This window comes from Kaistia soli DSM 19436, assembly GCF_900129325.1.
Classification (GTDB): Bacteria; Pseudomonadota; Alphaproteobacteria; order Rhizobiales; family Kaistiaceae; genus Kaistia; species Kaistia soli.
The window spans coordinates 693,736-711,474 of sequence record NZ_FQUP01000002.1; the positions used below are offsets into that span (position 1 = coordinate 693,736).

Consider the following 17,739-nt stretch of genomic DNA (forward strand, 5'->3'; position numbering starts at 1 on the left):
CGGTCAGCCGGGGCCGTGCCTATCGTAAGCTGCCGGCGAAGCGCTCCGCGAGGCGCTGCGTCTTGAAGGCTTCCGCGACCCAGTCGACGAAGACGCGGGTCTTCGTCGGCAAAAGACTGCGCGACGCATAATGGATCGCGATCGCTCCTGCGTCCGCATACCAGTCGGGAACGAGGCGGATCAGCGCTCCAGACTCCAATGCCGGCAGGACATCGGCCGTCACGGTCATGGCGACGCCGAGACCGAGCAGCGCCGCCTCCCGCATCGCGACGGGGTCGTTGACGACGAGCGTTGCCGTCAGCGCCGCCGCCATCTCGCGGCCCGCCACATTGCGCATCGTCCATTGCCTGATGCGGCCCGTATCCAGCGAACGCATGACGATGCCGTCCAGTTGGTGAAGGCCGCCGGGATCGCCCGGCAACTTGCGGCCCCTCAGAAAGGCGGGCGAGGCGACGGCGATGATATGCGCGGGGGCGAGCGCGCGGGCCACGATGCCGGCAGAACGCTCGAACCCGCCACCGATCGCCGCATCATAGCCCTCGGCGATCAGATCGACTTGGCGGGTCTCGAAATGCCACTCTGGCAGGACTCGTGGATAGCGCGCCCGGAAGCTCGGCAGCTGCGGCAGGACATACATGACCCCCAGCGTCAGCGGCATGCTGACCTTGAGCGTCCCGACCGGCTCGCCGCCCTCGGTCGCGATCCCTGCGATGGCAGCCTGGATGCCGTGGAGATTATCGGCAATCGCCAGGCGGAAGGCCTCGCCGGCCTCTGTGAGCGTCAGACGTCGCGTCGAGCGGTGGAACAGGCGAACGCCGAGATTGCGCTCGAGCATCGCGATATTGCGGCTCACCGCCGCGGGCGTCAGCGACAGCCGCCGTGCGGCCTCGGAGAAGCTTCCGTGCTCGGCGCTACGGATGAAAGATTCAAGGTTCGCCAGAGTCTCCATGGCACCGATTAAAGCGATCATTGAAAATGAAGCAAGTTATTCCCTGCTAATAGCGCATGGGTAAATGGGGCACGATAACCCGATCAAAGCGGTGGTCTAGCCTGGCGGGCGCGGGTGCCTCGACCGACCGGCGAACCTTCGAAAAGCGGGGCGATCATGACGATACGCGACAGAGTCGAGACCTCAAAGGCGGGTGCAGGTCAGCCCGGCATCGGCATCATCGGCGCCGGCGCCATCGGCAGCGCCATTGCCGGCATGCTTGGGCGTCACGGCCTCGCCGCAACCCTTGCCAACAGCCGTGGGCCAGCGAGCCTCGCCGAGATCGTCGCGGCAATGGGGCCGAGCATCACAGCGGGGACGCGCGAAGAAGCTGCGGCGAAGGACATCGTTTTCGTCGCGGTCAACTGGTCCAAGCTGCCGGCGGCATTGTCCGGCCTGCCGGATTTCTCCGGACGTATCGTCATAGACGCCAACAATCCCATCGAAGCGCCGCTCTTCAAGCCCGCCGAGCTCAATGGTCGCACATCCTCGGAGATCGTCGCGGGGATGGTTCCGGGCGCCCGTGTGGTCAAGGCCTTCAATCATCTCTTCGCGTCACTGTTGGCGTCTGATCCCCGAACTGAAGGCGGCCGGCGCGTGCTCCTCTATTCGGGCGACGACGCTGAGGCGAAGGCCGAGGTCGGGGCGCTGATCGACCGGCTTGGCTTCTGCGGCATCGATCTCGGTCCGCTTGCGGTCGGCGCGCCGCTCACCCAGTTCCCCGGCGGTCCCCTCGTCGGCGTGAACCTTGTCAAATTCGACTGAGCACGAGCCTTCACGGCAAACCGTCCGCCCGCGGCCATGCGGCTGCGCCGGCTGCGAGGGACGGCACTGTCCGGAATGCCGGACCCCAACCCCCGATCGTCAGGAAACGAGCAATGACCGCCGATCCGATCGAGATCGCCACAACCTTCTTCGCCCACTGGAGCGCCAACCGCATCGACGATGCAATCGCCATGCTGGCCGAGGACGTCCTCTACGACAATGTTCCGTTTCCCGACATCCTTGGGCGGGAGCAGGTTCGGAAATTCCACGCCGATTTTGGCCTCGGGACCAGCTTTACCGTCAACTGGAAGGTGACGGCCATCGCTTCGGCCGGCAGCGTCGTGCTCAACGAGCGCGTCGACGTCTTCACGCATGTCAATGGCGCCACGATCACGCTTCCTGTCATGGGGACTGTCACCGTCGAGGATGGCATGATTACGGTCTGGCGGGACTATTTTGATCCGACCGATTTCGATCGTCAGCTCGCGACGATCAAACGCTGATCACGCTGCACGAAATCGAAAGGGTCGTGATCCGAAGTGCGTTGCTGCTCTATCCCGGCCGGCGCCAAGCGGCCTATGGCTTTGCCGCATGGGCCCGCGCGTCGGCGACGACCTGACGGAAGCCGGCATAGTCGAGCGTCGACGTCATGAAGGGGCCCACCAGATAGGTCGGTGTTCCCTGCAGTCCGAGCGTATCCGCCTGAGCCAGGTTGCGGCGCAGGAGAGCGTCGATCTCTGCGGCATGCGCCGTGAGATCCTGGTTCAGTCTCTCCATATCGATACCGGCCGCGCGGATGGCAGTGAGCATCTTGTCCTCGGCGATTCCGTGTCCTGGAATGCCCATGAGGGCATGATGCGCCGCCTCGTAGCGGTCCTGATACTTGACGGCGAGCGCCGCACGAGCACCAAAGACGGAGCTTGGAGCCAGGATCGGCCAATCCTTGTAGACGAGCCGAATCTTGCCATCCTCACGGACGATCCGATCGAGGTCTGGTGCCGATTTCTTGCAGAACGGGCAGTTGTAGTCGAGGAACGCGACGATCGTGACGTCACCCCGGGGATTGCCGCCGACGGGCGCATCAGGATCGTGGAGAATGGCATTCGTGTCCCCCCTCTCGGAGTGCGCAAGCCCCGCGCCGGCGAGCGAGAACAGGCTCGACGCGGCGAACAGGGTCGAAAGGCTCAGGAAGTTGCGACGATGCATGGGGTCTCCGTAAGGTGATGGTGAACTGGAAATGTGGGCTCACGCGCCGGCCCGGCTGAGCGTCTGGCTGAACTCCTCCGTCGAGACGGCACCGATCGTCCGCGCTCCGTCGATTTCGCGCCCTGTCGCCGGGTCGATGAACAGCAGCGTGGGCGGTCCGACGACGTCGAAGCGACGCATCAGGGTCTGGCCGCCGGCGGAGTAGTCCGAGAGATCGACGCGGATGGTGGAGAGGGTCTCGAGCCTCGCGCGTGTCGCCGGATCCTGCATCACGGTGCGGTCCATCTCGACGCAGGCGGTACACCATTGCGCCGTGAAATCGATCAGGATCGGCCGCCCCTCGGCTCGAGCCGCCGCGAGCGCCTTGTCGAATTCGGCTGGGTCGACGACCGTGCGGACGGCGCTGGAAGCGCCGCGCGCCGAAGCGCCTGGTGGCGGCCGATGATCTGGCGATCCTCCCGCCGCCGCGCCGGCGATGAGGACGATTCCATACAGCGCCGCCGCCACGCCGAGGACTTCCGGCCCGAGGCGGCCACCGAGGCGCGCCTTGCCCCGGATCAGATCACAGCCTCCGAGCCAGACGCCGCCGGCGATAGCAAGGATCCCCCAGAGCAGCTGCGTCACGACACCAGGCAGGAACCTCGCCAGCATCCAGATCGCCAGACCGAGGAAGACAAAGCCGAAGGCCTGCTTGACCTTGCCCAGCCATCGTCCGGATTTCGGCAGGACCTTGCTCCCGAAGGTGCCGAAGGCGATGAGCGGCAATCCCATCCCGAGGCCGAGCGCGAACAGCGCCATGCCCCCGCGAACCTGATCGCCGGTCTGCGCCACATAGAGCAGCGCGGCCGCGAGCGGCGGCGTGACGCAAGGCCCGACGATCAGAGCCGAGACAAAGCCGAGCAAGGCTGCGCCACCCAGCGTTCCGCCTCCGGTCGCGGGCAGGCGCGTGAGGCGCGTCGACCAGGCCGCCGGCAGTTGGAGATCCACGAAGCCGAACATCGACAAGGCCAGGATGACGAAGACAAGGCTCATCAGCCCGAGCGTTGCCGGCATCTGCAATGCGATCTGCAGATTCTGTCCCGACCAGGCTGCGGCGACTCCGAGCATCGCGTATGCGAGCGCCATCGCGACGGCATAGGCGCTGGACAGCACGAACCCACGCCGTGGCGTGAGGCCGTCTCCCGATCGCGTCAGGATACCCGATAGGATCGGGATCATCGGGAAGACGCAGGGCGTGAATGCCAGCAACAGGCCGAAGCCGAGAAAGCTGATCGCCATGACCCCAATGTTGCCGGCAAGAAGCGCGGGGGAGGGCTGGTCGGTGCCGGCAGGTTTGGCGCCCGATACCTCCAGCGCAGTCGGCGCCTCCGACCCTGCGAGGGACACGCCGCCGCGTCCGGCAGGTGACACGGCCAGTGACGCGAGATCGACCGTCTTCGTGACCGGCGGATAGCAGACGCCCTGCTCGGCGCAGCCCTGATAGGTGATGTGAAGCGAGGCGTTTCCCTGGAGGTCCGATGCCGCGACCATCGCCGCTGCCTCGCCATGATAGATCTCGGTGAGACCGAAAGTCGGATCGTCCTTGACGGTCCCGGGCGCCGTCGCCATGCGAAGTGCCCCGCCTGCATCCCCTGCGGCCGCGAGCTTGTCGCGGTAAAGATAAGTGCCGGGCGCGATCGTCCAGTGGAGACGCAGATCGCCGTTCGATGGACGGGTCACCGTCAGCCGAAATACCTCGTCTGCCGGACGCGGAAGCTGCGCCATGGCAGCGCCCGGCAAGGCGCAGCTGAGCAACACAAGAACGGTGGCGAGGATCGGCTGAAGGGTCTTTGGCATGCCGGACTTTCGTTTGGGGTCCGGCGTCGTCCAAAATCTACCTTAAGCGGGCCTTAAGCTCAGCGCGGCCTGTTGCGGCGACAGGATGGTCACATCGCGTCGGCACGAGATCGCCCGGAATCTGGGAAGCACTACATGCGCATTCTCGTCGTTGAAGACGATCCGATCCTGGCCGACGGCCTCGAAGTCGGGCTTGGCCTGGCCGGAGCCACCGTCGATCGCCTCGGAAATTGTGCCGATGCGCGCGCGGCCCTGGCGACGACGCTCTTTGATGCGGTCGTGCTGGATCTCATGCTTCCCGATGGATCGGGCCTCGATCTGTTGCGAGACATCCGGGCGGCCGGCGACCGCACGCCCGTTCTACTGTTGACGGCGCTGGACGAGACGCCGGACAGGATTCGCGGGCTCGACATGGGGGCCGACGACTATCTCGGCAAGCCGTTCGATCTCGACGAGTTGGCCGCCCGGATCCGCGCGATCGCGCGGCGTGGCGGCGGTCGCGCGGCGCCCTGCCTCGCGGCTGGAGGTGTGGTCCTCGATCCGTCCCGATTGTCCGTAACGCGTGACGGGGAGCCGGTCGTCCTTTCCCGGCGCGAGTTCGCAGTTCTGTCCGCCCTGATGGAACGGCCCGGCACGATCCGCTCGAAGGGCGAAATCGAGGAACGACTCTATGGCTGGCAGGAGGAAGTCGAGAGCAACACGGTCGAGGTCCATATCCACTATCTGCGCTCCAAGATTGGCCGCGAGGCCATCGAGACCGTACGGGGCCTCGGCTATCGGATGAGGGCAGCCAATTGACGTCGCTGCGCAGGCGGCTCTTCGTCATCCTGCTGGCGGCGACGGGCCTGATCTGGCTTTCCGCGATCGCCTGGATTTTCGTCGGAACCCGAAGCGAACTGGAACACGTCCTCGATACGAGGCTTCAGGAAGCCGCGCGCATGGTGAGTTCGCTCGTCGCCGACCGTGGCATGGCAGCCTCCACCGCGATCGCCGCCGCACCCGGCCTGGCGCCGGAGCCTGGAAGCTATGAGCGCCAGCTCTCATGCCAGATCTGGTCGTTCGACGGCCATCTGGTCGCGCGGTCAAGCGGTGCTCCCGACGAGAACCTCTCCAGCAGTCCGTCGGGCTTATCGGAGCGAACCGTCGACGGAGAGCCCTGGCGCGTCTACACGATCGAGAACGCTGCGGCTGGCGTCCGGGTCATGGTCGGCGACCGGCTTGGCCTCCGCGATCGCCTCGTTGCCGACCTGATCAAGGGCTTGCTATGGCCGGCAGTGCTGATCGCGCCACTGCTCGGACTGTTGATCTGGGCGAGCCTCGGGCATGGCCTCCGACCTCTGAATGCCATGGCCGGCGATCTAAGGGCTCGTGACGGCAACGACATGAGTCCGATCGATCCGGGTCGAGCCCCTTCCGAGGTCAAGCCGATCGCCGAGGCGCTGAACGGTCTGTTCGTGAAGGTGGAGACGGCAAGGCGGCATGAACGGGATGTGACCGCCTTCGCGGCCCATGAACTCCGGACCCCGCTCGCTGGCCTGAAGACGCAGGCCCAGATCGCCATCGCCGCCCAGGATTCGGACGTCAGGCGGGGCGCGCTCAACCAGATTCTCCGCTCGGTCGATCGCACCACGCGCCTCGTTCGGCAACTCCTGACGCTCGCAAAGCTCGACGCCAGCATGGAGGTGAGCGAGGTCGAAAGCGTGAATATCGGCGACATTCTGGACGAGATCGCCGAGCCAGCCGGCGTCACCGGAGACGCCGTCCGTATCGTCATCGGAACGGAGCTGCGCGGCCTCACGCTGCGGTCCAATCGCGAGCTTCTGACGCTCGCGTTTCGCAACCTCCACGAGAATGCGGTCCAGCACATGCAGAATGGCGGAACCGTGATGTGGCGTTCGGGGCCTGATGCGAACGCCATCTCCGTGGAAGACGAGGGGCCGGGGATTCCAGCTGAAGACCTCGCCCTGGTCACGCAGCGCTTCTTCCGCGGCCGCCACCAGAGCACTGTTGGCACCGGCCTTGGGCTTGCCATCACCGAGGTGGCGATACAAAAGCTCGGTGGATCCCTCCTGCTGGAAAACCGGCAGGACGGGCCTGGCCTCCGCGCCACGATCCGCCTCCCGAAACCAGACTGGACATATCCGGCAGGCCGTTCCCGTATCCCACTATGAGCCGGATGGCGCCATCCAGGCGCTGAACCCCTTGAGGCTGACATAGAAGCCGGCGGCGATGACGATCGTCGCGAACACCAGCGTCAGGACGCGGCCACGCCCGGCAAGCCGTCGCGCCAGATAGGTTCCACTGACACTGCCGGCGAGGCCGCCAAGGATGAACAGGCCGGCGATCCACCAGTTGACCAGACCCGACACCGCGTAGCTGGCCGCTGTCGTCATGCCGAAGAAGGTGACCGACACCAGCGAGGAGCCGATCGCGTTGACGATAGGCATCGCCGTCGCGCCGATCAGGCCCGGAACGATCAGGAAGCCGCCGCCTATGCCGAAGAAGCCGGAGGCGAGGCCAACAACAAGGCCCGTGGCCGCCAGGAGCGGCAGCAGCTTTGGCGCGGTCTCCAATGAAAGCCGGGCATCGGGATTGCTGCCGCCTCGGCGACGCCGCGTCATCAACGCGCCGACGACCAGCATGAGAAGCCCGAACAGCGCCAGCAGCTTCTGGCCGTCCACGGCCTTGCCGACTGCGGCGCCGATGATCGTGCCGACAATGCCCGCCACGGCGAACGCCACCGCGCAGGGCCATTTCACGGTCCGCGCCCGCGCATGCCCGACAAGGCCGAAGGCAGCGCTGGCCGCCACCGCCACCGCGCCGGTGCCGATCGCCTCATGCGGCGAGCCGACACGAACGACATAGAACAGGAGCGGGACGGCGAGGATCGAGCCCCCGCCGCCGACCAGGCCGAGCGAGAACCCGACCACGCTTCCCGAGGCGACCGCGAGCGCGTCCTGGATCAGGCTAGCGTCCATCACCGCCCCAACAGGCGGGAGAAGAAGCTCTGGCCCGGCTGCGCGTCTTTCGCCGGATCTCTTTGGACGGATTCAACCGGCAGGCCGGCCGAGCGCCACGCCGAGATGCCGCCCTGCATCACATAGGCTTCCGCGCGTCCGGCCTTTGCGACGAGCCGCGAGGCGTTGTTGCTGGTCCGCGTGCCGCCGGCGCAGAAGAAGACGACGCGCTGTTCGGGCGCCAATGGGAGTTCCGAAACATCCAGCCGGCTGAGCGCAATGTTCTGCGACCCCGGAATATGCGCCTGCGCATATTCGCCAGGTTCCCGCACATCGACGAGCAAGGCACCCTCCTTTTGAAGGCGCGCGACGGCTTGCGCATCGAGGCTCTTGAGCGAGCGTGTCATGGTCGTATTCCTTCTTCTCAGCCGAACGGCTTGGTCTTCTACGGACAGAAGATCCGCTTCATGGTTTCGAGGATCTGTACCGCCCGGACATCGGATATCCGGTAGTACAGCGTCTGGGATTCACGACGAAAAGCGACGAGATCATCTTCGCGCAGGCGCGCAAGATGCTGGGATAATGCCGATTGACTGAGTCCGACTTCGTCAGCCAGAGCCGTGACGGTCATTTCTCCCTGGCCCGCGAGATGGCAGAGGATCAACAGGCGGTGCTCGTTGGCGATCAGCTTCAGGAACTGCGCCGCTTCGCCCGCCTTCTGCTGCAACCCGTCGAGAGCATCGGCCTCCATGGGTAGGCTCCTTTATGCGATGTTGCTAATTTAGATAACGCTAATATATAGAGCGCAACTGAACCGCAAGGAGGCCGGCATGCCAAAAGCGAACATCCCCGATATCCAGGCGTTCTTCGACGAGGCGACCTTCACGGTCAGCTATCTCGTCAGCGATCCGGCGACGAAGCGCGGTGCGGTGATCGATCCGGTGCTGGATTATGACCCGGCCTCCGGCGAGGTCGATATCGGCTCCGTCGAGGCGATCCTGGCAGCCGCGCGAAATTCCGGCATCTCTATCGAATGGGTGCTGGAGACCCACGCCCATGCCGATCATCTGTCGGGCGCGCCCTATATCAAGGCGCAGACCGGCGCGAGGATCGGCATCGGCGAGCACATCAAGGACGTGCAGCGGATCTTTCGTCCCGTCTTCAATGCGCTCGACCTTCATACGGACGGGCGCGACTTCGATCGTCTCTTCGCCGAAGACGACACGCTCGCGATCGGCGAGATCGAGGTCGAGATCCTCCATACGCCCGGCCACACACCGGCGGATGTCAGCTACCGCATCGGCGATGCCGTTTTCGTCGGCGACACGCTGTTCATGCCGGACTACGGCACCGCGCGCGCCGATTTTCCCGGCGGCGGCGCCCACCAGCTCTACCGTTCGATCCAGCGCCTGCTGACGCTGCCGCCCGAGACGCGGCTGTTCATGTGCCACGATTATCTGGCGCCGGGCCGGGACAGCTATGCCTGGGAAACCACCGTGCGCGCGGAGCGCGAGGAGAACATCCACCTGAAGGGCGGCGTCGGCGAGCAGGACTTCGTCGCGATGCGCACCGCGCGCGATCACACGCTCTCGGTGCCGAGACTGCTCTTGCCCTCGATCCAGGTGAATATTCGGGCGGGACGCTTTCCGGAAGCGGAGGACAACGGCGTCCATTACCTGAAGATCGCCGTGAAGCCGAAGAGCGAAGAATTCCGACGGTCCATGGCGGGCGGCGGCTGAACGGACGCCGCTCATTCAGCTCCGAGGGTTGCGCCGTGGCGATCGGGTGAAGGTATGTCGGGCGGGGCGAGATTCCCCAAAGTGCCGAAGTGGCATTCCCCAGTCGGTCGCTAGGATGCTGTCGCCGCCTCCATGATCAGATCGATTTGAGCAAGCCGCCATCGATGCGGATCAGACTGCCGGTGATGTAGGACGCGCGGTCGCTGGCGAGAAAGGCGACGAGGTCGCCGAGTTCTTCCGCCCGGCCATAGCGTCCGGCAGGTATGGCTGCGATCGACTGTGCTTTAACCGCCTCGACCGACTGTCCAAGCCGCTTGGCCGTTGCCGCGTCGAGTTCGTCGACCCTGTCGGTCTGGATGCGGCCCTGGACGACCACATTAACCGTGACGCCATGCGGCGCGACTTCGGAGGCCAACGTCTTGCTCCAGCCGACCAGCGACTGGCGGAGCGCGTTGGAGAGCGCGAGGCGCGGCAGCGGTGCTTCGACGCCGGACGAGGTCAGCGTGACGATGCGGCCCCAGCCCCGGTCGATCATGCCGGGCAGCAACGCGTTGCTGATGGTGACGAGCGGCGTGACCATGATCGCGAACTGCTTCGCGAGCAGATCGGGGGTGAGGTCCTTGGCTTCGGCAGGCGGCGGACCGCCGGAATTGTTGACGAGGATGTCGATGCCGCCTGCCTGGCAGGCATTGATCAGCGCGTCCACGGAAGCCGGGTCAGTCAAGTCAAGCCGTTCGGCGCGAATGCTGCCGCCGGCCGCCGGATCGATCCGGCTGCCGAGCGCCGCGATCGCCTCGGTCGAGCGCGAGGCGCCAATGACCGCCGCGCCCTCATTGGCGAGCGCGATGGCGACCGCGGCCCCGAGACCCTTGCTGGCGCCGAGCACCAGCGCACGCTTGCCTTCGATACCAAGTTTCATACGGCGATCTCCTCAACCTTCCGGGTCTGGCGGGCGAGCAGCCTTTCGATATCAGCGACATCGGCGGGCGAGAGCACCGAGCCCGGCTTCCGCTGCTTGGCCGACGCGATGACACCGCGCTTGGCGAGCACATATTTGCGGCAGGCGAGACCGATGCCCTGCTGTTGCTCGTAGCGAGCCAACGGAAGATAGGCATCGAAGATGTCCTGCGCACGGTCCATATCACCGCGCCCACAGGCCTCCACCACGCCGACCATCATTTCCGGGTAGCAGAAGCCAGTCATGGCGCCGTCGGCGCCGCGTGCCATTTCCTCGGGCAGAAACAGGCCACCATTGCCGCAGAGGATGGAGATCCGCCGCGTCTCGCCCTTGTCGCTGAGGGCCCTGAGCGCGCTGATCTTGGCAAGGCCGGGCCAGTCCTCATGCTTGAGCATGACGCATGTCGGCACGTCGCGGACGATCCGGTCGATCACCTTGGCGGCGATGGCTACATTCGTGGTCAGCGGATAGTCCTGCAGCACGAAGGGAGTCTTGCCGAGCGCCTCTCCGACCGAGGCGTAGTAATTGTAGATCTGGTCGTCGGTCTTCAGCGTCCAGGGCGGCGCGACCATCACGCCGGCCGCGCCCATGTCCATCACGCCGTCGGCAAGCTCGCGCATCGGCGCGAGGCCCGGGGCCGACACCCCGACGATAATCGGCAGGCGACCCGCGACGCGGTCGATAACCCGGCGCGCCACCAGCCGCGATTCCTCGGCCGTCAGCTTCGGTGCCTCGCCAAGCTGGCCGAGGATCGTCAGGCCAGTCGCGCCGGCCTCCTCATAGAAATCGACCATGCGATCGATGCTGGCATCGTCGAGCGCGCCATCCTCCTTGAAGGGGGTAACGGCGATGACATAGACGCCCTTGGCGTCTTCGGTCAGAAGCGGCATCGGTTGGCTCCGGGCTTTCGGTCAGCGTGTCCAATAAAGAAGGGCGGGATTATCGACGAACACGCGGCGTTGCGCTTCGGCCGGCACGGCGTCGAGCGCCAGGGCGATGAGATCATCCTCTTCCGGCACGGTCTCGAACAGCTCCGTATGCGGCCAGTCGCTGCCCCAGAGCAGGCAGTCCGGATGGCTTGCGGCGAGAGCCCCGACGACCGAACGGTAACGGTCGGGCGCGGTCCCAGGCAGACGATAGGGTGCCGAAATCTTGACATGCACGCGCCCATCGTCGAGCGCGCGTTGCAGCGTCGCCAGCGGGCGCGGAGCGTCGTCGAGCGGCATGAAGGCGAGATGGTCGATGACGGCGGCGATGTCGTGACGGGCGGCGAGTGCGGCGACGCTGTCGATCGCGTCGGGGCCGACCTGGAACTGCAGGTGCCAGCCGCGCGCGCGGATGCGGGGCGCCAGCGCCGCCGCGGCATCGAGACCGATGCCCGCTTTGTTGCGCAGATTGATGCGGATGCCACGGACGCCGGCGCGGTCAAGCGTGCCGAGTTCCGCGTCGCTGATGGCTGGGTCCACCACGACGACGCCGCGAAGCTGCGCGGGGTGGGCAGCGAGCGCGTCGAGGAGAACATGGTTGTCGAGACCATAGACGCTTGGCTGAACCAGGACGCCTCTGGCGATGCCGAAGCTTTCGGCAACCGCCACCCAGTCCTCGATGCCGCGCATCTGCGGCGTGTAGCTGCGCGGGCTCGCAAGAGGCGCGCCGGCCGAAAACACATGCAGATGGCTGTCGCACGTTCCCTCCGGCAGCCGCAGCCCGCGCGGGTTCCGCAGCGGGCGCGGCGGCAGGCAAAGCGGTGCGTCTTCGGTATCAGCCATGCGGCATGCCCGTCAGGAAATCGAAGTCCGCGCCCTCGTCGGCTTGCAGGACATGCTGGTCATAAAGGCGGGCATAGCCGCGCGCCGGCGAAGGCTGCGGCGGCGGCAGGTCCGCCATGCGCCGCTCAAGCTCCGCCGCGTCGATCAGAAGCTCGATCCGCCGCGCCGGCACGTCGAGCCGGATGCGGTCGCCGGTCCTGACGGCGGCCAGCGGGCCTCCGGCCGCCGCTTCCGGCATGACATGCAGGATCACCGTGCCGAAGGCCGTGCCGCTCATGCGCGCGTCGGAGATCCGCACCATGTCCTTGACGCCCTGGCGGGCCAGATGGCGCGGGATCGGAATATAGCCAGCCTCGGGCATGCCCGGCGCCCCGCGCGGGCCAGCATTGCGCAGCACCAGTACGTCGTCGGCGGCGATGCCGAGCGTTTCGTCCTCGAGCCGCTCGGTCATGTCGCGCACCGAATCGAACACCACGGCGCGCCCCTCATGCACCTGCAGTTTCGGATCGGCGGCCGAATGCTTAATGACGGCGCCGTTGGGCGCCAGATTGCCTGAAAGGACCGCGAGGGCGCCGTCGGCCGAGACCGGGTTGTCGCGGCTTCGGATGATCTGATGCTCGTAGCGCGGCGGCAGGTTGGCGACGCAGTCGCGGAGCGTGCCGCCGAAGGCGAGCGGCGCGTCGAGATCGACGACATCGGTGAGTTCTGACAACAGCCGCGGCACGCCACCGGCCGCGTGGAACTCGCCCATATAGGCGACGCCCGAGGGCTTGAGATCGACGAGGACCGGCACGATCCGGCCGAGGCCGTCGAGCTCCGCCATGTCGAGCCTGCGCCCGAGCCGCCCATAAATCGCCGCGAGATGCACCACCGCATTGGTCGAGCCGCCGAGCGCCTGCAGGACGGCGAGGCCGTTGCGCAGCGCCGCCGGCGTCAGCACGTCGGCCGTCGTCACGCCAGCTTCCGCCATGGCGACCGCCACGCGGCCGGTTTCCTCGGCGATGCGGATGCGCTCCGCCGAGGTGGCGGGCGCCGATCCGGACATCGGCAGCGCCAGCCCCATCGCCTCGACAAGGCAGGCCATTGTGCTGGCCGTCCCCATGACGGTGCAGGTTCCCACGGAACTTGCCAGGCGGCCATTGATCTCGCCGAGTTCGGCCTCATCCAACTGACCGGCCCGGAATTGACCCCAGAGACGGCGGCAATCGGTGCAGGCGCCGAGCCGCTCGCCGCGATGATGGCCGGTTTCCATCGGCCCGGTCGGCAGGATGATCGCCGGCACCTCGCTGGAGGCTGCCGCCATGACCTGGGCCGGGATCGTCTTGTCGCAGCCGCCGATCAGCACGACGGCGTCCATCGGCTGCGCGCGCACCATTTCCTCCGTCTCCATCGCCATCAGGTTGCGAAGGAACATCGAGGTCGGCGCGGCGAAGCTCTCGTGGATGGAGATCGTCGGGAACACCATCGGCATGCCGCCGGCCAGCATGATCCCGCGCTTGGCGGCTTCGATCAGCTGCATGACATTGCCATGGCAGGGATTGTAGTCCGAATAGGTGTTGGCGACGCCGATGATCGGCCGATCCAGGGCATCGTCGGAATAGCCCATCGCCTTGATGAAGGCCTTGCGCAGGAACAGCGAGAAGTCCTGGTCGCCATAACTCGTCAGCCGTCTGCGAAGCCCGCGCGTCACCCTCGATCTCCCTTGCACGGATCACCGCGATCGCGTCGGGTCATTCCTACAGGGGTGGCGTTTATTGTCAATAATGATCAGCTGTATCGATGAGCTGCGAAGCGAAGGCTGATCGTTTTCTCCTTTCAAAATCGTTGAATCGGCTCTAGTTTAAAGGACAAACGGACGCGGTTGGGCGCAGAAATTATTGACAAGAGCGAGGTGGATCGTGCGGGTTGGCATGGTGGGCGCAGGCTGGGTCACTCAGTATCATCTGCCGGGATGGGCGGCGGTCGATGGTGCGGATGTGGTCGCGATCTGCGATCCCGACGGCGAGGCCGCTTCTGATCGCGCGCGCGCCTTCGGCATTGGAGCGCAGTTCGACACGATCGAAGCGATGCTGGATGGCGCGGAGCTCGACGCGCTCGACATCTGTTCGCCGCGGCCGCTTCACGCCCCGCATGTGCGGGCTGGCGCGGCGCGTGGCCTGGCGCTGCTCTGCCAGAAGCCGCTCGGCGTCGATCTTGGCGAGGCCGAAGCGCTGGTGGCCGACACGGAGGGCCGCGCCCGCCTGATGGTGCATGAGAATTGGCGCTTCCGCCCCTATTATCGCCGGCTCGCCGCCTGGCTGCGCGAGGGCGTCGTGGGCGACATCGTCTCCATCCGCTTCGAGTTTCATTCGAGCGGCATGCTGCCCGGGCCGGATGGTGCGCGGCCGGCGCTCGTCCGCCAGCCCTTTTTCCGTTCACTCGATAGACTGCTGGTGATGGAAGTGCTGATCCATCACCTCGATACGCTGCGCTTCCTGTTCGGCGAGTTTGACATGGTCACGGCTCGCCTTGGGCGAAGCAACAGCGAGATCATCGGCGAGGACAGCGCCATCCTGACGCTTTCCCGGCGCGGCGATGGCGTGCCGCTCTCGATCTCCGGCAATCTGGCGGTGCATGGCGCACCGCCAGCACCGATCGATCGCCTCAGCATCTATGGCTCGAAGGGAACGATCCTTCTGGAAGATGCGGATCTCCGCCTCGTCGGCGCAGAGCTGCGGCACGCGCCGTTCGATGCGCGCGAAAGCTATCAGGCGGCCTATGGCGCCGCGATCCGGCACTTCGTAGAACAGACGCGGTCGGGCGCGCCCTATGAGACCAGCCCGCAAGATAATCTTGAAACGTTGCGGCTGGTCGAGCGAGCGTACACGCTTAGCGGATTCGAGGCGTGCGCATCCGCGGCATCGCCGCAACTGGCATGAACCCGGCATCGGATGGCAAGCATGATCGATCTTGAGGTTCCCCCCGGCGACGAACACGAGGATATCCGTATCGTCCGGGCGCTCGAAGAGGACATCATTTTCGGGCGGCTGGCGCCGGGCGCGCGCCTGACCGAGGATTCGCTGCTGTCGCGCTTCCCGGTGACGCGCCATTTCGTCCGCCAGGCGCTGGTGCAGCTCGAGCAGATGGGCATCATCGTCCGGGAGCGGAACAAGGGCGCCACCGTCCGCTCGCTGACCCCGTCCGAGGTGCGGCAGATCTATGATGTGCGCGAACTGATTCAGCGTCAGGCGGCGCTTCTGATCCCGCTGCCGGCGCCGCACAGCCTCATCGAGACGCTTCTGGCCATTCACAAGGAGCATGGCGAGCATATCGAGAACGGCTATCTGCGCGGCGTGCACGAGACCAATGACCGCTTCCATCTCACGCTGTTCGGCGCTTGCGGCAATAAATATCTCGTGCAGTCGATCGAGCTTTATATGCGCTACAGCCTGCCGGTGCGCGCCAACTCGATGTCCGACCGCGCGGCGCTCGACATCTCGCACAGCCACCACAGGCTCATGATCGACATGCTGTCCGGCCGCGACAACTGGGTGCTGGCGCAGCTCTGTGTGGATCACCTTCAGCCGAGCAAGCGGCGCTATATCGAATTGGTCGAAAAGTGATCGCGCCCGCCGGGGAGGGCGGCGGGCGCGATCAGGTTCCGCATCAGTAGTCGATGCGGAACAGCGACACGCCCTGGCGCGGGAGGTCTGTCGCGAGAGTAAGGACGCCGTCGGCCGTCACGGTGCGTGTTTCCAGCACCGCGAGCTTCCCGGCGGCTTCGAGCCGCTCGTAATCGGCGCCCGTGACCGTCTGCGGCGAGCCCATCTTCTGCCACACGCCGAACGCGTTCGAATGGTCCTTGTCCATCCGGTAATGGGTGAGGCGATGACTGCCGGGACGCAGATTGGCGAGCGCCAGTGTCACCGTGGCGGCGCCGTCCTCGATATCGTCGTCGTGATAGTTCCATACGAGAACGCTGACGCCGCGCGCGTCGCGCGTCGCGACGGCATTGACGTCCGGCGTGTCGCGCACGCCATGCAGCATGATGTCCTCGATGGCTACCGCGTGGTCGCTCTTCGTCTCGATCCATTCGCCGCCGAGCTTACCGAGCATGCGGAAGCCGTTGAGCACCGCCTTGTCGACGCCATTGGTCGCAAGGTCGCGGAAGCCGTCGAACCAGGGCTGGTCCTCGAACAGGAAGGCCCAGGTGACGGCGCCCTCGATCTCGACGCCTGCGCGCTTGGACAGCTCATAGGTCCGGATCATGCTCTCGACGACATAGGCGCCGTAGAGCGGGCCGTTGCGATAGCCGTTCTGCGGGTGCACCCGCGCCGAGCAGGCCGCGCATCCCTCGGGGTCGGACTCGCCGATGACGGTCGGCAGATGGCGCAGCGTCGGGAACTCGTTGACGATGGCGAGGTTCGCCTCGATGTCGCGCAGCTGCTTGTGCAGGCCCATGCGGACGTGATCCTGCCAGACCACCGGATTGCCCTTGGCATGGAAGGCGATGAAGTCGATCGGCGTGTCGGTGTCGACGATGAACTGCAGGAACGCGCGGAGGAAAGTCTGGGCCTTCGGGTTGTTGAAGGCGCCGCAGGTGTGCGGCCCGCCGACCCGGACGCCGGGCAACGCATCCTTGAGGGCGCGGGCGGTGACCGCATACATCGCGCAGAATTCCTCGACCGTGCCCTTCCAGTAGTGGCCGTCCGGCTCGTTCCACACTTCCCAAGGCCAGCCGCGGACGACGTCTTCGCCATACCGGTCGGCAAGGTGGCGCGCCCAGGCATGGACGAGGTCGCCCCACTTCTTGAGGTCTTTCGGCGGTGAAGCCCAGCCGGTCATGATCGTCGCGTAGCGGTCCTCGAGCGACCAGCTGTGGCGATAGGGGCCGGGGTCGGTGGAGAGCGCTTCCGGCATGAAGCCGACCTGTACGAGCGGGATGTTCCCAGCCTCGACATAGGCATCGAAGATGCGGTCCATGATGGTCCAGTCATAGACCGGATTGCCACCGGCATCCTCGGTATAGGCGTTGGTCGATCCCCATTTGAGCGAATAGGTGCCATCGCCCGAGGTGAGGAGGTTATGCGTGCGTACGCGCACCGGCTCGGGGCTGAGCTCGGTCAGTTCCTTGAGCAGTTTCTTGCCATTGGCGGTGTCAGTGTAGTTCGGCTCGTCATAGCCGAACCAGTTCCACAACGGCTTGTAGGCGCCGCGCGACTCGGCAGCGTCGACGTCGATCCTGACGTCATAAGTCTTGGTCATCGGTGCTCCACCCTTGGCCGTCGGTTTTGAGGAAGGATCGGCCCGCAGGCGCTGATCGTCGGCACGCACGCTAACCCGGTCACTGTTTTTGTCAATAATGAAATCCCGATCGCACTAAGCCTTCGCGGATTTCCGCAGCAATGCGGCGGAGAAATCTGGTGCTTTGTCGATAATCCGGTTGCTCTCACGTTGGAAATTGTCGATAACAGGGGGCGAGCCGGGTCGTGGAGGAGCCTGCGATGGCCGGACATCGAGGACGCGTCGTGTCGGCCGCAGA

The 17,739-nt window shown here is 65.7% G+C and carries 18 protein-coding genes; 7 read left to right on the top strand and 11 right to left on the bottom strand.

The genetic code is table 11. The features are described 5' to 3' along the window. Positions 1–19 precede the first annotated feature (19 nt). Positions 20–949 (bottom strand): LysR family transcriptional regulator, encoded by a 930-nt coding sequence (locus tag BUB39_RS12725; RefSeq protein WP_073053747.1) that lies wholly within the window; start codon positions 947–949, stop codon positions 20–22. Between the two features lie 156 nt (positions 950–1,105). Between BUB39_RS12725 and BUB39_RS12730 the strand changes: the two genes are divergently transcribed. Next, positions 1,106–1,753: an NADPH-dependent F420 reductase gene (locus BUB39_RS12730; protein WP_073053748.1), complete on the top strand. Its 648-nt coding sequence runs from the start codon at positions 1,106–1,108 to the stop codon at positions 1,751–1,753. Positions 1,754–1,866: 113 nt separating this feature from the next. After that, positions 1,867–2,256, top strand: coding sequence for a limonene-1,2-epoxide hydrolase family protein (locus tag BUB39_RS12735; protein WP_073053750.1), 390 nt, complete (start codon positions 1,867–1,869; stop codon positions 2,254–2,256). A gap of 73 nt (positions 2,257–2,329) precedes the next feature. Here BUB39_RS12735 and BUB39_RS12740 read toward each other — a convergent pair whose 3' ends face one another. After that, complete coding sequence (locus tag BUB39_RS12740) at positions 2,330–2,959, bottom strand: DsbA family protein (RefSeq protein ID WP_073053752.1); 630 nt, start codon at positions 2,957–2,959, stop codon at positions 2,330–2,332. Between the two features lie 39 nt (positions 2,960–2,998). Then, positions 2,999–4,795, bottom strand: a complete 1,797-nt coding sequence (gene dsbD, locus BUB39_RS12745; RefSeq protein WP_073053754.1) for a protein-disulfide reductase DsbD — start codon at positions 4,793–4,795, stop codon at positions 2,999–3,001. 135 nt (positions 4,796–4,930) lie between these two features. On the opposite strand from dsbD, the gene BUB39_RS12750 reads away from it, so the two are divergent. Both BUB39_RS12750 and BUB39_RS12755 read left to right on the top strand, forming a co-directional pair. After that, on the top strand, positions 4,931–5,593 hold the full coding sequence (locus tag BUB39_RS12750; RefSeq protein WP_073053756.1) for a response regulator: 663 nt from the start codon (positions 4,931–4,933) through the stop codon (positions 5,591–5,593). Further along, positions 5,590–6,966: an ATP-binding protein gene (locus tag BUB39_RS12755; RefSeq protein WP_073053759.1), complete on the top strand. Its 1,377-nt coding sequence runs from the start codon at positions 5,590–5,592 to the stop codon at positions 6,964–6,966. The genes BUB39_RS12750 and BUB39_RS12755 overlap by 4 nt, the downstream gene beginning before the upstream one ends. Here the strand turns inward: BUB39_RS12755 and BUB39_RS12760 are convergent. From BUB39_RS12760 to BUB39_RS12770, 3 genes are read right to left on the bottom strand one after another with little or no spacing between them, the layout of a single operon-like run. After that, the gene (locus tag BUB39_RS12760; RefSeq protein WP_073053761.1) at positions 6,961–7,773 is read right to left on the bottom strand and encodes a sulfite exporter TauE/SafE family protein; all 813 of its coding nucleotides are present in this window, start codon (positions 7,771–7,773) and stop codon (positions 6,961–6,963) included. The two genes, BUB39_RS12755 and BUB39_RS12760, sit on opposite strands and share 6 nt — an antisense overlap. Continuing rightward, positions 7,773–8,159 (bottom strand): rhodanese-like domain-containing protein, encoded by a 387-nt coding sequence (locus BUB39_RS12765; protein WP_073053763.1) that lies wholly within the window; start codon positions 8,157–8,159, stop codon positions 7,773–7,775. Before BUB39_RS12765 ends, BUB39_RS12760 begins: the two co-directional genes overlap by 1 nt. A gap of 38 nt (positions 8,160–8,197) precedes the next feature. Next, entirely contained in the window at positions 8,198–8,503 is a 306-nt protein-coding gene (locus BUB39_RS12770) for an ArsR/SmtB family transcription factor (RefSeq protein ID WP_073053765.1), read from the bottom strand. A gap of 79 nt (positions 8,504–8,582) precedes the next feature. Here BUB39_RS12770 and BUB39_RS12775 point away from each other — a divergent pair, with 79 nt between their 5' ends. After that, positions 8,583–9,491 carry an MBL fold metallo-hydrolase gene (locus BUB39_RS12775; protein ID WP_073053767.1) on the top strand — a complete coding sequence of 303 codons (909 nt, stop codon included), beginning with the start codon at positions 8,583–8,585 and terminating at the stop codon, positions 9,489–9,491. A gap of 136 nt (positions 9,492–9,627) precedes the next feature. Here the strand turns inward: BUB39_RS12775 and BUB39_RS12780 are convergent, their stop codons facing one another. Genes BUB39_RS12780 through BUB39_RS12795 form a run of 4 tightly spaced genes read right to left on the bottom strand, consistent with a single transcriptional unit; the run spans position 9,628 to position 13,908 of the window. Further along, entirely contained in the window at positions 9,628–10,410 is a 783-nt protein-coding gene (locus tag BUB39_RS12780) for an SDR family oxidoreductase (protein WP_073053769.1), read from the bottom strand. Continuing rightward, positions 10,407–11,339 (bottom strand): dihydrodipicolinate synthase family protein, encoded by a 933-nt coding sequence (locus tag BUB39_RS12785; RefSeq protein ID WP_073053772.1) that lies wholly within the window; start codon positions 11,337–11,339, stop codon positions 10,407–10,409. The genes BUB39_RS12780 and BUB39_RS12785 overlap by 4 nt, the downstream gene beginning before the upstream one ends. A 21-nt stretch (positions 11,340–11,360) precedes the next feature. Beyond that, positions 11,361–12,218: an amidohydrolase family protein gene (locus BUB39_RS12790; protein ID WP_073053774.1), complete on the bottom strand. Its 858-nt coding sequence runs from the start codon at positions 12,216–12,218 to the stop codon at positions 11,361–11,363. Next, a complete protein-coding gene (locus BUB39_RS12795) occupies positions 12,211–13,908 on the bottom strand; it encodes an IlvD/Edd family dehydratase (protein ID WP_073053776.1) in 1,698 nt (565 codons plus the stop codon). The genes BUB39_RS12790 and BUB39_RS12795 overlap by 8 nt, the downstream gene beginning before the upstream one ends. Before the next feature lie 220 nt (positions 13,909–14,128). On the opposite strand from BUB39_RS12795, the gene BUB39_RS12800 reads away from it, so the two are divergent. Next, on the top strand, positions 14,129–15,136 hold the full coding sequence (locus tag BUB39_RS12800; protein ID WP_073053778.1) for a Gfo/Idh/MocA family protein: 1,008 nt from the start codon (positions 14,129–14,131) through the stop codon (positions 15,134–15,136). 21 nt (positions 15,137–15,157) lie between these two features. Then, a complete protein-coding gene (locus tag BUB39_RS12805) occupies positions 15,158–15,820 on the top strand; it encodes a GntR family transcriptional regulator (protein WP_073054248.1) in 663 nt (220 codons plus the stop codon). A gap of 43 nt (positions 15,821–15,863) precedes the next feature. Here BUB39_RS12805 and BUB39_RS12810 read toward each other — a convergent pair whose 3' ends face one another. Continuing rightward, positions 15,864–17,462 carry a GH39 family glycosyl hydrolase gene (locus tag BUB39_RS12810; RefSeq protein ID WP_073053780.1) on the bottom strand — a complete coding sequence of 533 codons (1,599 nt, stop codon included), beginning with the start codon at positions 17,460–17,462 and terminating at the stop codon, positions 15,864–15,866. Between the last annotated feature and the right edge of the window lie 277 nt (positions 17,463–17,739).

Bases quoted from the DNA above. Each gene is read 5' to 3' on its own strand.
- BUB39_RS12725 (WP_073053747.1), bottom strand. From the start codon at position 949: ATGGAGACTCTGGCGAACCTTGAATCTTTCATCCGTAGCGCCGAGCAC.
- BUB39_RS12730 (WP_073053748.1), top strand. From the start codon at position 1,106: ATGACGATACGCGACAGAGTCGAGACCTCAAAGGCGGGTGCAGGTCAG.
- BUB39_RS12735 (WP_073053750.1), top strand. From the start codon at position 1,867: ATGACCGCCGATCCGATCGAGATCGCCACAACCTTCTTCGCCCACTGG.
- BUB39_RS12740 (WP_073053752.1), bottom strand. From the start codon at position 2,959: ATGCATCGTCGCAACTTCCTGAGCCTTTCGACCCTGTTCGCCGCGTCG.
- dsbD (WP_073053754.1), bottom strand. From the start codon at position 4,795: ATGCCAAAGACCCTTCAGCCGATCCTCGCCACCGTTCTTGTGTTGCTC.
- BUB39_RS12750 (WP_073053756.1), top strand. From the start codon at position 4,931: ATGCGCATTCTCGTCGTTGAAGACGATCCGATCCTGGCCGACGGCCTC.
- BUB39_RS12760 (WP_073053761.1), bottom strand. From the start codon at position 7,773: ATGGACGCTAGCCTGATCCAGGACGCGCTCGCGGTCGCCTCGGGAAGC.
- BUB39_RS12765 (WP_073053763.1), bottom strand. From the start codon at position 8,159: ATGACACGCTCGCTCAAGAGCCTCGATGCGCAAGCCGTCGCGCGCCTT.
- BUB39_RS12770 (WP_073053765.1), bottom strand. From the start codon at position 8,503: ATGGAGGCCGATGCTCTCGACGGGTTGCAGCAGAAGGCGGGCGAAGCG.
- BUB39_RS12775 (WP_073053767.1), top strand. From the start codon at position 8,583: ATGCCAAAAGCGAACATCCCCGATATCCAGGCGTTCTTCGACGAGGCG.
- BUB39_RS12780 (WP_073053769.1), bottom strand. From the start codon at position 10,410: ATGAAACTTGGTATCGAAGGCAAGCGTGCGCTGGTGCTCGGCGCCAGC.
- BUB39_RS12785 (WP_073053772.1), bottom strand. From the start codon at position 11,339: ATGCCGCTTCTGACCGAAGACGCCAAGGGCGTCTATGTCATCGCCGTT.
- BUB39_RS12790 (WP_073053774.1), bottom strand. From the start codon at position 12,218: ATGGCTGATACCGAAGACGCACCGCTTTGCCTGCCGCCGCGCCCGCTG.
- BUB39_RS12800 (WP_073053778.1), top strand. From the start codon at position 14,129: ATGGTGGGCGCAGGCTGGGTCACTCAGTATCATCTGCCGGGATGGGCG.
- BUB39_RS12805 (WP_073054248.1), top strand. From the start codon at position 15,158: ATGATCGATCTTGAGGTTCCCCCCGGCGACGAACACGAGGATATCCGT.
- BUB39_RS12810 (WP_073053780.1), bottom strand. From the start codon at position 17,462: ATGACCAAGACTTATGACGTCAGGATCGACGTCGACGCTGCCGAGTCG.